This is a genomic window from Stutzerimonas chloritidismutans (assembly GCF_038562055.1).
Taxonomy (GTDB): domain Bacteria; phylum Pseudomonadota; class Gammaproteobacteria; order Pseudomonadales; family Pseudomonadaceae; genus Stutzerimonas; species Stutzerimonas chloritidismutans_A.
In genome coordinates this window covers 351981-365501 of sequence record NZ_JBCFXD010000001.1, presented here as the reverse complement: position 1 = coordinate 365501, position 13521 = coordinate 351981, and the positions used below count along the sequence as shown (strand labels likewise).

The following is a 13521-nucleotide window of genomic DNA, read 5'->3' as shown; positions in this document are numbered from 1 at the left end:
TTAGTTGCCCAATTGTTCAGCGAGTTCGGCCGAGCGTTGTGCGGCTGCAGTCATCGCTTGCTCAACCAGGCTTTCGAAGCCGCCCGCTTGGAAGGCTTTGATCGCCGCTTCGGTGGTTCCGTTCGGCGAGGTGACACGACGTCGCAATTCGGCGGCTCCAACATCGCTTTCGCAGGCCATCCGCGCGGCCCCCAGGGCGGTGTGCATGGTCAGTTGTGCAGCTGTATTGCGTGGCAAGCCCATTCGCTCACCCGCGGCGGTCATCGCTTCGATCATCAGGAAGAAATACGCCGGGCCGCTGCCCGACACGGCGGTCACTGCATCGATCAGCGACTCCTTGTCCAGCCAGAGCGCCAGGCCAACCGCCGACAACAGCTGTTCGGCTTGCTGCTTTTGCGTATCGGTTACCTGATCGTTGGCGAACAGCCCGCTCACGCCCTGACGCAGCAAGGAGGGGGTGTTTGGCATGCAGCGAACGATCGCCCGTGGCGCCGTGTCACCCAGCCACGCCTGCAGGCTGGCGCAATCGATGCCCGCGGCAATCGAGACGACCAGCTGATTCGCTTGCAGGTGTGCAGCCAGGTCGCGGCAGACCGCTTGCATGACCTGCGGTTTGACTGCTAGTACCAGTACGTCTGCGCCTGTAACAGCCTGGGCATTGTCGGCAAATGCCTCAATGCCATGGGCGGCTTCAAGTTCGCTGCGTTTGTCGGCGCCGGGATCACTGGCGCAAATCGCGGAGGCCGGGAGGCCTTGTGCGCGTAGGCCGCCGATCAGGCTTGCGGCCATGTTGCCGCCGCCGATGAAGGCGATACGGGGAGTGCTCATGTGGGATTCCTTGTTAATCATGCGATGAAGCGTCTGCCGCCGCCTGTGGAGGGTAGGCACGGGCGCCGAACAGGGCAGTGCCTATGCGAACCCAGGTGGCGCCTTCGGCAATCGCTGCCTCGAGGTCCTGGCTCATGCCCATGGAAAGCGTGTCCAAATCCAGCTGCAGTTCGGACTGCAGTTGGCGCAGGCGGGCGAACGCTGCGCGCTGCTCGGCTGGATCGTCAGTCGGTTCGGGTATCGTCATCAGGCCGCGCAGGCGCAGGCGAGGTAAGGCTGCGATGGTCCGGGCCAGCTCCTGAGCCTCTTGTGGCTCGCAGCCGGACTTGCTGGCTTCACCGCTGACGTTGACCTGAAGGCAGAGGTTCAAAGGCGGAAGGTGGTCGGGCCTCTGATCCGAAAGACGTTGGGCGATTTTCAAACGGTCAACCGAGTGCACCCAGTCGAAGTGCTCAGCGATCAGCTTGGTCTTGTTCGATTGGATGGGACCGATGAAATGCCAAACCAGGGGCAGGTCGGCGAGTTCGGCCTGTTTCTCCAGTGCTTCCTGCAGGTAGTTTTCACCGAAATCGTGCAGGCCCGCTTCGCTGGCCTCACGGATGGCCTCGGCCGGTTGGGTCTTGCTCACTGCGAGCAGGAACACCCCGTCAGGATCTCGCCCTGCAGCTTGCGCCGCCTCACGGATGCGCGTTCCGACCTTTGCAATATTCGTCGCTATCGTGGACATTACCTGCGCCTGCCACCTTAGGGTCTGCGCGGCATTCTACCTGCTTGCTTGTAATTGGGGAGTCCCATGGATATCACAGAGCTGCTGGCCTTTAGTGCCAAGCAGGGTGCGTCGGATTTGCACCTGTCTTCCGGCTTGCCGCCGATGATCCGCGTCGACGGCGATGTGCGCCGGATCAATCTCCCCGCGATGGACCACAAGCAGGTGCACGCGCTGATCTACGACATCATGAACGACAAGCAGCGCAAGGATTTCGAGGAGTTTCTCGAGACCGACTTCTCGTTCGAGGTGCCTGGCGTGGCTCGCTTCCGGGTCAACGCCTTCAACCAGAATCGCGGTGCTGGTGCAGTATTCCGGACCATTCCGTCCAAGGTGCTGACCATGGAAGACCTCGGCATGGGCGAAGTCTTCCGCAAGATCACCGACGTACCGCGCGGGCTGGTGCTGGTCACCGGGCCGACCGGTTCGGGCAAGTCGACCACCCTGGCGGCGATGCTCGATTACCTGAACAACACCAAGTACCACCACATCCTTACCATCGAGGACCCGATCGAATTCGTTCACGAGTCGAAGAAGTGCCTGGTCAACCAGCGTGAAGTGCATCGTGACACGCTCGGCTTCTCCGAAGCGCTGCGTTCGGCACTGCGTGAAGACCCGGACATCATTCTGGTCGGCGAGATGCGCGACCTGGAAACCATTCGCCTCGCGTTGACTGCAGCGGAAACAGGCCACCTGGTATTCGGCACCCTGCACACCACCTCGGCGGCCAAGACCATCGACCGGGTAGTCGACGTGTTCCCGGCTGAAGAAAAGTCCATGGTCCGCTCGATGTTGTCCGAATCCCTGCAGGCCGTGATTTCCCAAACTCTGCTAAAAAAGGTTGGCGGCGGTCGGGTGGCGGCGCACGAAATCATGATTGGCACCCCAGCGATCCGCAATCTGATCCGTGAAGACAAGGTGGCGCAGATGTATTCGTCGATCCAGACCGGCGGCTCGCTGGGTATGCAGACCCTCGATGCCTGTCTTAAAGGCTTGCTGGCCAAGGGGCTGATCTCACGCGACAGCGCCAAGGAAAAAGCCAAGCAGCCGGAAAACTTCTAAAACCTATTGGGCTTGGCGCTTAGCCGGGCTTCTTCGCATTGCTATAGCGCGGCTAGGCCGGACGACGAGAACGACGATGGAATTCGAGAAACTGTTGCGCCTGATGGTGGAAAAAGGCGGTTCCGACCTGTTCATTACAGCTGGCGTGCCGCCGTCGATGAAGGTCAACGGCAAGATCCTCCCAGTCAATAAAACGCCGATGTCACCGGAGATGACCCGCGAGACGGTGCACGCGGTGATGAATGAACAGCAGCGTCGGGAGTTCACCGAAAACCACGAATGCAACTTCGCCATCAGCGCGCGCGGTATTGGCCGTTTTCGGGTCAGTGCCTTCTATCAGCGCAATCTCGCTGGCATGGTGTTGCGGCGAATCGAGACCAACATCCCCACGCTGGAAGACTTGAAGCTTCCTGAGGTGTTGAAAAAGCTCGCGATGACCAAGCGCGGCCTGGTGCTGTTCGTCGGTGCGACCGGTACCGGCAAATCGACCTCGTTGGCCGCTATGATCGGCTACCGCAACAAGAATTCCAGCGGCCATATCATCTCCATCGAAGATCCGATCGAGTTTATTCACCAGCACCAGAGCTGCATCGTCACCCAGCGTGAAGTGGGGATCGATACGGATTCCTTCGATGTTGCGCTGAAAAACACCCTGCGTCAGGCGCCGGATGTAATCCTGATCGGTGAAGTGCGGACCCGCGAGACCATGGACTACGCGGTGGCCTTCGCTGAAACCGGGCATCTGTGTTTGGCGACCCTGCACGCCAACAACGCCAACCAGGCGCTGGATCGAATTATCAACTTCTTCCCCGCCGACCGTCAGCAGCAGGTCTGGATGGACCTGTCGCTGAACCTCAAAGCTATCGTTGCCCAGCAACTGATCCCCACGCCCGATGGCAAGGGCCGCCGTGCGGTGATCGAGGTGCTGATCAACACGCCGCTGGCGGCTGATCTGATCCGCAAAGGCGAGGTCCACGAGCTCAAGTCGCTGATGAAACGCTCCACCGACCTTGGTATGCAGACCTTCGATCAGGCGCTATACAACCTCTATGTCCAGGGCGAGATCACCTACGAAGACGCCTTGGCGCATGCCGATTCCTCCAACGATCTGCGCCTGATGATCAAGCTGGGTTCGGAAACCGACGGTGAGCACCTCACCAGCGTTTCACAGGGCCTGACGCTGGAGGTCAGCGACGACGATAAGGGGCGCAGCTTCCGCTGATAGGGCTAGCCAGGCCGGCCGATTCGCTTGCCTGGCTGGTTGGCTACGCGCTCGGCCTGACCGTCACGCTGTGCTCCGGCGCGAGCTTGGCTCATCAATTGGGGAATTAGGGCGCCCTCAGGCAGGTTTTTCCAGAATCGAACCGGCAGGTTGCTTTGCATGACGTTGCGGTTCAGCCGCGCTGGGTTGAAAGTGCTTTCGTAATAGGTCTTCCACAATTCCGCCCCTGGATCCTGCGCGTTTTGCGCAAGCCGCCGCCAGGCGGGCGGGCACCGGTCGGCATAGTGCATGACCATTCCATCCCAAAGCACCGCATCGATTGGCGTCGCGATCAGCCAGGAATTCAGCCCCATCCGTTCTGCAAAGTGTGGTGCTGCACTTACCAGAACATCATGGGCCGGCTCGAACCAGGCGGCATAGTTCGGCAACTCGCCGCAACCTACCGGGCTGAAGCGCAAAAAGGCATGCATGTGGTGCGCTTCACGGCGCACGCCCTTGATCCGTGCGTGCAGTTCAGTTCCATCGATATCGCCGACCAGCCTGGCTGTTTGATCGCCTTTCGCGACCCGCCAGAGCACGCGGTACAGCAAGCTCCACCGATCGGCCGTACGAAAGCGGGCAGCACTTTCGAGCTCATCGATCAGTTGTCGCGGAACGCGCACCGACGATCCGGCATCGACTGGTCCTGTCGTTTCTGGCTCATCGAACAAGCCTCCTAGCTCGCCCTTGCCGAGCCACTCGACTTGATGCGGCGCGACGCCGCTTTGGAGCAGTTCACGGGCCCTGTCGCGCCAGTCATCGAAGCTTCCATCAAACCGTACTTGCATCACCACAAGCCCATCTGAACGGGGCCTTCGCTAAGCTGCTGGCGCAGGCTGGACGACTCTCGATAGGCAAGGCTTGGTCGGTAGTCTTGTGTGATGACAAAGGGTTTAGCCTTTTCAAGCGAGCAGCGAAGCCGTGTCAGGTCTTCAAAGCGGATGCGCTTCTGTCGGCGCAGGGCGACCAGCCGTTTGGCGCTAAGGATGCCGATACCGGGAACGCGCGCGATCAGCGTCGGTTCGGCGCTATTGAGGTCAACTGGAAAGTGCTCACGATTGGACAGCGCCCAGGCCAGCTTCGGATCAATGTCCAGCGGCAGGTTGCCTGGACCCGCTAGTAGCTCGCTGGCCTTGAAGCCATAGCCGCGCATCAGGAAGTCCGCTTGGTACAGGCGATGCTCGCGCAGCAGCGGGGGGGCTTCGAACGGCACGGTCTTGGGGCTGTGCGGTATGGGACTGAAGGCGGAGTAATAGACGCGCCGCAGTCTGAAGTCGCCATAAAGTGATTGGGCGGTGTGCAGAATGGTGCTGTCATCGGTGGCGTCAGCCCCGACGATCATTTGCGTACTCTGACCTGCCGGGGCGAAGCGTGGTGCGCTCTGTTCTGCTTTCGCTTCAATCTCGCCTTCATGAATGGCGTGCATCGCCTGCTTGATGGTCACCACCTGTTTTTCCGGCGCCAGACGAATCAGACTGGCCTCAGTCGGCAGTTCGATATTGACGCTGAGGCGGTCAGCGTAGCGGCCCGCCTCAGCAATAAGCTGCGGGTCGGCATCTGGAATCGTTTTCAGATGAATGTAGCCGCGAAACTCGTGCTCTTCGCGTAACAGCCTGGCCACACGGTTGAGCTGCTCCATGGTGTAGTCCGCCGAGCGAATGATCCCGGAGCTGAGAAACAGGCCGCTGATGCAATTGCGGCGATAGAAGTCCAATGTCAGCGATACCACTTCTTCTGGCGTGAAACGTGCCCGCGGAACATCGCTGGAGCGCCGGTTGACGCAGTACTGGCAGTCGTACAGGCAAAAATTGGTCAGCAGAATCTTCAGCAGCGCGACGCAGCGCCCGTCCGGCGTGAAGCTGTGACAAATGCCCATGCCATCCGTGGCGCCAAGTCCGCTGCGGCCTTTTGAGCTACGTTTAGGTGCGCCGCTGCTGGCACAGGACACATCGTATTTGGCGGCGTCGGCCAGGACGCCGAGCTTCTCGATCAACTGCATAGATCACCATGATGCTGGTTAGATATACAGTATCATGGCGAATCTCCTGCGTGGTGTCCGCTCGGCAGGCGCTGCAAATGAGTGGGAATCGGATAAGCTCACGCAATACCTAAACCGGACTGCGAGGCTCAGATGCGTCAAAACACCCATAGCACCCTGATCGGCTATCTTTTGTGGATTTTCGGCTTTCTAGGCTCGCACCGCTTTTACTATGGCAAGCCGATCACCGGCACTATCTGGTTCTTCACGCTCGGATTATTTTTTGTCGGTTGGATCATCGACCTGTTCCTGATTCCGTCAATGGATCGTGAAGCGGACATGCGTTTCCAACCTGGCCCGATCGACTATACCGTCGCCTGGATTCTGCTGACCTTTCTAGGTGTATTCGGCGTGCACCGGATGTACCAGGGCAAATGGATCACCGGGCTGATCTATCTTTGCACGGGTGGGCTGTTTTTCGTCGGCATCCTTTATGACTTCTGGACGCTGAACAGCCAGGTGTCGATGCAGAACATGGAAAAACGTATTGCTTGATGATTAGACGCTGACCGTTCGCAGCCCTGCTCAGCTGCGAACGGCTGGCAAGCGGCCTAGCCTTGGAAGGCGACTCGGCCGTCAACCAAGGTGTAGCGCACGGCCCCGGGCAGGCAATGCCCGATGAACGGGCAATTCCGGCCTTTCGAGTGCCAGCGCTCGCCGGCCAGGGTCGAGCTGCTCGGGTCGAAAAGAACCAAATCCGCGGCTCCGCCAATCGATAGCTGGCCGGCCGGCAGCTTCAGCGCCGCGGCCGGGCCGCTGCTCAGGCGAGCCAGCAAGGTCGACAAGTCCAGCAGGCCGTCTTCAACCAGAGTCAAGGCGAGAGGCAGGAGAATCTCGGCGCTACTGATGCCCGCCTCGGTCTCGCCGAACGGGGCCTGCTTGGCATCCGCTTCATGCGGTTGATGATGGCTTGAGATCACCGAGATGACGCCGCTCCGCACCGCTTGGCGAAGGCCTTCACGGTCGCCAGCACTGCGCAGCGGCGGCTGCACATGGTAGAGACTGGAGAAGCCGTGCAGCGCTTCGTCGGTGAGGATCAGCTGATACATCGCCACGTCGGCGGTGATCGGCAGGCCACGAGCTTGCGCATCGGCAATCATCTGGGCGCCGCGGGCCGTCGTGAGTTGGCTGAAGTGCGCGCGCACACCGGCTTGTTCCACCAGCAGCAGATTACGCGCCAGGGCGATGGTTTCCGCCGTTTCGGGTATCCCGGCCAGGCCGAGAAAGGCCGCGGCCGGGCCTTCATGGGCCAGGCCGCCCTCGGACAGGTCGCTGTCCTGAGAGTGAATGATAACGGTGAGGTCGAATGTTGCCGCGTATTCCAACGCTCGGCCCAGGTTGCGGTTGCTGGTGAAGTTGGTCAGGCCGTTGCCGAAGGCAACGCAGCCTGCGTCTCGTAGGGCGACCAGTTCCGACAGTTGCTCGCCCGCCAGGTTGCGCGTCAGTGCGCCGATAGGGAAGACCTTGGCATGGCCGGACTCCCGGGCGCGGTCAAGGATCAGTTCGGCAACTGCTGCGGTATCCAGTACCGGCTTGGTCTGAGGTGGGCAGCACAGGCTGGTGATACCGCCAGCGGTTGCCGCAAGCGTTTCGCTGGCGATGTTGCCTTTGCGGCTAAAGCCCGGTTCGCGCAGTGCCACCGATAGGTCGACCAGGCCGGGTGCAGCAATCAAGCCCCGTGCATCAATGGTCTTTGCTGCGCTGAATCCAGATGGTGCCTGGCCGAGAGCGATGATTTTGCCGTCCTGACAGTAAATATCAGTGATTTCGTCGCGTCCATTGGCCGGGTCGATCAGGCGAGCACCGAGGATATGGGTAGGCATCAGTTCCGCTCCTCGGCCGCGTATTCCTGTTCGAGTTGCCGTTGTGCGGTCTGCCCGCTCATCGCCATGGACAGCACCGCCATACGAATCGCGATGCCATAGGTAACCTGGTTGAGGATGACCGACTGGGCACCATCGGCCACCGCCGATTCGATCTCGACGCCGCGGTTGATCGGGCCGGGATGCATGACGATAGCGTCTGGTTTGGCCAGCGCCATGCGCTGGGTGGTCAGGCCATACAGGCGATAGAACTCGCCTTCGCTAGGCAGCAGCCCGCCCTGCATGCGTTCGCGTTGCAGGCGCAGCATGATCACTACATCGACATCGCGCAGGCCTTCGTTCATGTCGTGGTAGACGTTCACGCCGTACTGCTCCAGGCCAACGGGTAGCAGCGTCTTCGGGCCGATGACACGAATATCGGGACAGCCCAGTGTTTTGAGCGCGAGCATATTGGAGCGCGCTACGCGCGAGTGCAGGATGTCGCCGACGATGGCTACTGAGAGTTTTTCGAAGTCGCCCTTGTGTCGGCGAATGGTGAGCATGTCGAGCATGCCTTGGGTCGGATGCGCATGACGCCCGTCGCCGCCATTGATGACCGCCACATCCGGGCAGACATGTTCAGCGATGAAATGCGCGGCGCCCGAATCAGCGTGGCGAACAACGAACATGTCGGCGGCCATCGCTTCGAGATTGCGCAGCGTGTCGGTAAGTGTTTCGCCCTTGCTGGTTGAGGAGGTCGAGACGTTCAGGGTGATGACGTCAGCCGACAATCGCTTGGCCGCCAGCTCGAAGGTGGTGCGCGTTCGCGTCGAATTTTCGAAGAACACGTTGCACACGGTTTTGCCGCGCAACAGCGGAACCTTTTTTACCGCTCTGGCGCCGACCTCGAGGAACGAATCGGCAGTGTCGAGGATTTCCGTTAGCAGGGCACGGGGCAGGCCATCCAGCGAGAGGAAATGGCGCAACTGACCATTATCGTTCAGCTGTAGCGGGCGCTTGGCGTCGGTAGGCGTCATCGCGAGGGTCTCAATTGGCGGAGGCGAGGGTCTGGAGTTCGAGCGTAAGCGGGCTTGGGCCAAGCAGCTTTACCCGTTGGTCAGGCGCCAGCGAGAGTGTTGCGCCAACCACGTCCGGCCTGATCGGCAGCTCGCGGGCATTGAGGTCCAGCAGGCACACCAGGGTGACGCTGGCTGGCCGGCCGTAGTCGAACAGCTCGTTCAGCGCAGCACGAATGGTGCGGCCGCTCATGAGCACATCATCGACTAGGATCAGGTGCTGCCCTTCGATTTCAAATGGCAGCTCCGAGGGGCGTACCTGGGGATGCAGGCCGTTCTGGGTAAAGTCGTCGCGGTAGAACGAGACGTCCAGGATTCCCAGTGCTTCGTTCTTGGCCCGTTGTTCAAGCAGCGCCTGGGCGACCCAGACGCCGCCTGTGCGGATGCCGATGAAGCGCGGCTCGCTTATGCTCCGGCTCTTAAGGTGCTGATCCAGCGTTACAGCCATTACCGGGAGCAACTGGTCGGGGTTGGGCAGGGTCATGATTTCTCCTGGGACCGCTTCAGGCGGTTTGCTGGGCACTAAGCCAGCCTTCTAGTAAAAGAGCCGCTGCCAGGGCATCGACGGGGCGTTCACGGTAACCGCCGCTCTGACCGCCACGCAGGCGTTCGCCTTTGGCTTCGTATGTCGTGAGGCGCTCGTCATGGGTGTGCACTGGCAGGTTGAAGCGACCGTTGAGGCGGCGCGCGAATTTTTCTGCACGAGCGCTCATCTCGCTGGCACTGCCGTCCATATTCAGCGGCAGGCCGACCACCAGCGCATCCGGTTGCCACTCACGCAGCAGCGCTTCGATCTGTGACCAGTCAGGTACACCGTTCTGCGCCTTGAGCACGCAGAGTTCACGCGCCTGACCGGTCACCGCCTGGCCGACGGCGACGCCGATCTGCTTGGTGCCGTAGTCGAAGCCGAGCAGTAGCCGCAGTTTGTTCATGCGTGGCCGACTTGGTTGCTGAGCAGCCTGAGATCGATACCCAGCGATGCGGCAGCGGCCGTCAAACGCTGATCATAGGGCAGGTCGAAAAGGATCTCAGGCTGCGCCGGGCAGCTCAACCAGGCGTTGTCCGCTAGCTCCGCTTCCAGTTGGCCGGCTTCCCAGCCCGCATAACCGAGGGCAATAAATTGTTGTTTCGGGCCGTAGCCGTCGGCGATGGCGAAGAGCACGTCCTGGGAAGTTGTCACACCGAGCGGGCCCAGATCGAGTGTTGCCTGGAATTGCGCATCAGCCGGATGCAGCACGAAGCCTCTATCGGTCTGTACCGGGCCGCCCGAAAAGATCGTCAGGTGCTGGCTGCTGGCAATTCCTGGCTGATCCGGGCGGAGCTGCTCAAGTACGTCCGCCAGGTTCAATCCGCTCGGGCGGTTGACAATTAGCCCCATCGCGCCGTCCCGGTTGTGCTCAACCAGATAGATCAAAGTCTGGGCGAAATTAGGATCCGCCATGTGTGGCATGGCGATTAGAAAGTGATGCTTGAGGTAGCTGGGCGAGGTCGCGTTCATGGGTGCTAGCTTAAGCGTTGCGGCCTGGGCCGTGAAGCGGCCGCACCAAATGCTGTAGCCGACGCGGCGCGCACGTCTCTTGTCAGCGGCTTGACAAGCGGTCGCCACGCTCGAAGCGCCAGGTTCTGATGATTTCGACCTGGTCGTAGTTCTGCGCCAGTTCACCGGAAAAAGGCGCAAAGGGTGCCGCAAGTCTGACGATGCGCATGGCGGCCTCGTCTAGCATCGGCTGGCCTGAGGATTCGAGTACTCGGAGCTCCTGTACCGCGCCGTTTCGGTCAACAACCACCAACATCCGCAGACTCCCGTAGATGCGTTGGCGGCGCGCCTCATCGGGATAGTTAAGGTTGCCGATGCGCTCGACTTTCTTGCGCCATTCGTCGCGGTACCAGGCGCTGATGTCGCGCATGGTCGCTGCGCTGTTCTGGCGGCTGACACGAGGCCGCTTGGCATATTGCTCGACCTGCTGGGCGAGTTCGGCTTCAAGGCTGGCGATTTCCGCGCTGAGCTGCGAACTGTCATAGACGGGCGCCGGTTGCGCCTGCGGCTGCGGCTTGTTCTTCTGTGGCTTGGCCGGTGTCTTTTCAGGTTGCGGGGAGCGCGTCGCTACGGCTGTCTTGGGCGCCTCGCTAGGGTTGCTTGGCGGGGGCGACGAAGCGGGCGAGACCTTGCGTACCTGGGTGTCTTGAAACGGCGCTTGCTCAGTTGTTTTTGGCGAGGCCTTATGCTCCAGCGTGCCGCTGCCTTGCTGATTGTCCTGAGCCAGAAAATCCGCTTCCTTTGGCTTGTTTTCGCTCTTAAACGTGGACAGCGTGATTTCCAGCGATTTGCTGGTCTGCTTTGGTTCTGAGAGCGTGAAGCCGAGCCCTAGGATCAGGGCGCCATGAAGCGCGGCTGCGAGAAATATCGTAAAGCCGAGACGGTCTGCCGGACGGACGCCGGTAGGGGCAAGAGAAGGTTGGCGTGTAGCGGCGTTCATCGCATTTCAGTCGGCTTGAAGTGCGCGCAGTCTGCCCAGCGTGACTGTAAAAGTCTATGAACCAGGCGGCAGCTTTGATGGGTGGATATGGCGAAGCCTCGACCGAAGCGCAGCAGGCAATTCGACCGAGGCGCGGTTGACTCTGCGCCAACCGCTTCGGAGCTAAACGTTGGATTCGCTCAGTTTTGCTGCGATGGCATCCATCAGGCGCTCGCCGATGCGGGTGTCAAAGGCATTGTCGATCTCGCGGATGCAGGTCGGGCTGGTGATGTTGATCTCGGTGAGAAAATCTCCAATCACGTCCAGGCCGACGAAAAGCAGCCCGCGTTTGCGCAACTCCGGGCCCACAATCGCGGCGATCTCCTTGTCGCGCTCAGAAAGTGGCTGAGCGACTCCGCGCCCCCCGGCAGCGAGATTGCCCCGGGTTTCGCCCACTGCCGGGATGCGCGCCAGGCAGTAGGGCACCGGCTCGCCGTCTATCATCAGGATGCGTTTGTCGCCTTCATTGATGGCCGGTATGTAACGCTGCGCCATGATCTGACGGCCGCCATGCTCGGTCAGTACCTCGAGGATCACTGATAAATTCGGGTCGCCTTCGCGGTGGCGGAAAATCGATGCGCCACCCATCTCATCAAGCGGTTTGAGAATGATGTCACGCTGCTCGCGAGCAAACTCCCGCAGAATGTCGGACCGCCTACTGACAAGGGTTGGTGGGGTGCATTGTGGAAACTGGGTGGCAAAAAACTTCTCGTTGCAGTCGCGCAGACTCTGCGGGCGATTTACCACCAGTGTGCCGGCCTGCTCAGCAAGCTCCAGCAGATAGGTGGCGTAGACATACTCGCTGTTGAAGGGTGGGTCCTTGCGCATCAGGATGACATTAAGGTCGGCAAGAGCGTTGTCTTCTTCTTCCCCTGTTTCGTACCAGCGCTGGGGGTCGTTGAAGACCTGGATCGGGCGCATGCGGGCCCGCGCTTCGCCGGCAAGCTGGTAGAGATCGCGTTGCTCCATGTAGTAGATCGTCCAGCCGCGGCCCTGGGCTGCCAGCAGCATGGCCAGGGAGCTGTCTTTCTTGAATGCGATCTGCGCGATTGGGTCCATGATGATCCCGACGCGAACAGTCATGTGGTGGTCTCCAACGTGGGGCAGGCAAGCGCTGCCAGAGGCTTGAAATACCGACGCAGATTGGCGGCGGTTGTGCGCTGGGTCAAGGAAAATCCCGTTGCTCCGGCGGCAGATAGCTTGCATTTGAGGAGTGTGCTAAAAAGGTCCGGCGATTGGGTGCAGCCCATCGATGTCAGGGCCTTCAGCGCACTGACATAACGATAAACTACGACTCACCGAGGCGATGGTAGGGCGAAATGGAACAGCACTCCGAGGGCTTGAAGGTCATGGTGATCGACGATTCGAAAACGATTCGTCGCACCGCCGAAACGCTACTGAAAAAAGTAGGTTGTGATGTGATCACGGCGGTGGATGGCTTCGATGCGCTTGCCAAAATTGCGGATAGTCATCCGCGCATCATCTTCGTCGATATCATGATGCCCAGGCTTGATGGTTATCAGACCTGCGCGCTGATCAAGAACAACAGTTCGTTCAAGTCCACGCCGGTGATCATGCTGTCCTCGAAGGATGGTTTGTTTGACAAGGCCAAGGGGCGGATCGTGGGGTCTGACCAGTACCTCACCAAGCCGTTCAGCAAAGAAGAGTTGCTCGGTGCTATCAAAGCACATGTGCCTGACTTTGCACCGGTAGAGCAAGTATCCTGAAGTCCGGCCCATTGTGCCGCTGAAGCCTTTCCTACGGAGAAACCATGGCTCGCGTTCTGATTGTTGATGACTCGCCGACCGAAATGTACAAGCTGACAGCCATGCTGGAGAAGCATGGTCACGTCGTGCTCAAGGCCGAAAACGGTGCCGATGGTGTAGCGCTTGCTCGCCAGGAGAAACCAGACGCGGTGTTGATGGATATTGTCATGCCCGGTCTGAACGGTTTTCAGGCGACTCGTCAACTGACCAAAGATGCTGAAACCAGTCACATTCCAGTGATCATTGTGACGACCAAGGACCAGGAAACCGATAAGGTCTGGGGTAAACGTCAGGGAGCCAAAGATTACCTGACCAAGCCGGTGGACGAAGCGACATTGCTGAAGACCCTGAGCGCCGTACTTACCGGTTGATTAGCGGTTTCGGGATTCGGACGAAGGAAGTTACC

Annotated in this window: 16 protein-coding genes; 5 read left to right on the top strand and 11 right to left on the bottom strand. The window is 60.1% G+C overall.

The window, feature by feature from the left end; all coding sequences use genetic code 11:
* Positions 1-828, bottom strand: coding sequence for a pyrroline-5-carboxylate reductase (gene proC, locus AAGW23_RS01620; RefSeq protein WP_342404607.1), 828 nt, complete (start codon positions 826-828; stop codon positions 1-3).
* 13 nt (positions 829-841) lie between these two features.
* Positions 842-1555, bottom strand: a complete 714-nt coding sequence (locus tag AAGW23_RS01615; protein ID WP_342404606.1) for a YggS family pyridoxal phosphate-dependent enzyme — start codon at positions 1553-1555, stop codon at positions 842-844.
* A 66-nt stretch (positions 1556-1621) separates the two neighbouring features.
* Here AAGW23_RS01615 and pilT point away from each other — a divergent pair, with 66 nt between their 5' ends.
* Positions 1622-2656 carry a type IV pilus twitching motility protein PilT gene (gene pilT / locus AAGW23_RS01610; protein WP_021206033.1) on the top strand — a complete coding sequence of 345 codons (1035 nt, stop codon included), beginning with the start codon at positions 1622-1624 and terminating at the stop codon, positions 2654-2656.
* A gap of 76 nt (positions 2657-2732) precedes the next feature.
* Positions 2733-3878 carry a PilT/PilU family type 4a pilus ATPase gene (locus AAGW23_RS01605; RefSeq protein ID WP_342404604.1) on the top strand — a complete coding sequence of 382 codons (1146 nt, stop codon included), beginning with the start codon at positions 2733-2735 and terminating at the stop codon, positions 3876-3878.
* A gap of 5 nt (positions 3879-3883) precedes the next feature.
* Here AAGW23_RS01605 and AAGW23_RS01600 read toward each other — a convergent pair whose 3' ends face one another.
* The gene (locus AAGW23_RS01600) at positions 3884-4708 is read right to left on the bottom strand and encodes a TIGR03915 family putative DNA repair protein (protein WP_342404603.1); all 825 of its coding nucleotides are present in this window, start codon (positions 4706-4708) and stop codon (positions 3884-3886) included.
* Positions 4705-5916, bottom strand: coding sequence for a putative DNA modification/repair radical SAM protein (locus AAGW23_RS01595; protein WP_342404602.1), 1212 nt, complete (start codon positions 5914-5916; stop codon positions 4705-4707). The genes AAGW23_RS01600 and AAGW23_RS01595 overlap by 4 nt, the downstream gene beginning before the upstream one ends.
* 132 nt (positions 5917-6048) lie before the next feature.
* On the opposite strand from AAGW23_RS01595, the gene AAGW23_RS01590 reads away from it, so the two are divergent.
* Complete coding sequence (locus AAGW23_RS01590) at positions 6049-6450, top strand: TM2 domain-containing protein (RefSeq protein WP_342404600.1); 402 nt, start codon at positions 6049-6051, stop codon at positions 6448-6450.
* A gap of 56 nt (positions 6451-6506) precedes the next feature.
* Here the strand turns inward: AAGW23_RS01590 and AAGW23_RS01585 are convergent, their stop codons facing one another.
* From AAGW23_RS01585 to gshB, 7 genes are all read right to left on the bottom strand, one after another.
* Positions 6507-7778, bottom strand: a complete 1272-nt coding sequence (locus AAGW23_RS01585) for a dihydroorotase (RefSeq protein ID WP_342404599.1) — start codon at positions 7776-7778, stop codon at positions 6507-6509.
* Positions 7778-8794 carry an aspartate carbamoyltransferase catalytic subunit gene (locus tag AAGW23_RS01580; RefSeq protein ID WP_342404597.1) on the bottom strand — a complete coding sequence of 339 codons (1017 nt, stop codon included), beginning with the start codon at positions 8792-8794 and terminating at the stop codon, positions 7778-7780. The genes AAGW23_RS01585 and AAGW23_RS01580 overlap by 1 nt, the downstream gene beginning before the upstream one ends.
* Positions 8795-8804: 10 nt before the next feature.
* Positions 8805-9317 carry a bifunctional pyr operon transcriptional regulator/uracil phosphoribosyltransferase PyrR gene (gene pyrR, locus AAGW23_RS01575; RefSeq protein WP_342404595.1) on the bottom strand — a complete coding sequence of 171 codons (513 nt, stop codon included), beginning with the start codon at positions 9315-9317 and terminating at the stop codon, positions 8805-8807.
* 19 nt (positions 9318-9336) lie between these two features.
* Positions 9337-9765 (bottom strand): Holliday junction resolvase RuvX, encoded by a 429-nt coding sequence (gene ruvX, locus AAGW23_RS01570; RefSeq protein ID WP_342404594.1) that lies wholly within the window; start codon positions 9763-9765, stop codon positions 9337-9339.
* Complete coding sequence (locus AAGW23_RS01565) at positions 9762-10331, bottom strand: YqgE/AlgH family protein (protein ID WP_342404593.1); 570 nt, start codon at positions 10329-10331, stop codon at positions 9762-9764. Before AAGW23_RS01565 ends, ruvX begins: the two co-directional genes overlap by 4 nt.
* A gap of 82 nt (positions 10332-10413) precedes the next feature.
* Entirely contained in the window at positions 10414-11310 is an 897-nt protein-coding gene (locus tag AAGW23_RS01560) for an energy transducer TonB (RefSeq protein ID WP_342404592.1), read from the bottom strand.
* 162 nt (positions 11311-11472) lie between these two features.
* On the bottom strand, positions 11473-12432 hold the full coding sequence (gene gshB / locus AAGW23_RS01555; RefSeq protein WP_342404591.1) for a glutathione synthase: 960 nt from the start codon (positions 12430-12432) through the stop codon (positions 11473-11475).
* 236 nt (positions 12433-12668) lie between these two features.
* On the opposite strand from gshB, the gene pilG reads away from it, so the two are divergent.
* Positions 12669-13076 (top strand): twitching motility response regulator PilG, encoded by a 408-nt coding sequence (gene pilG, locus AAGW23_RS01550; RefSeq protein WP_019339789.1) that lies wholly within the window; start codon positions 12669-12671, stop codon positions 13074-13076.
* Positions 13077-13120: 44 nt separating this feature from the next.
* Positions 13121-13486, top strand: coding sequence for a twitching motility response regulator PilH (pilH, locus tag AAGW23_RS01545; protein WP_102836674.1), 366 nt, complete (start codon positions 13121-13123; stop codon positions 13484-13486).
* Positions 13487-13521: the final 35 nt, after the last annotated feature.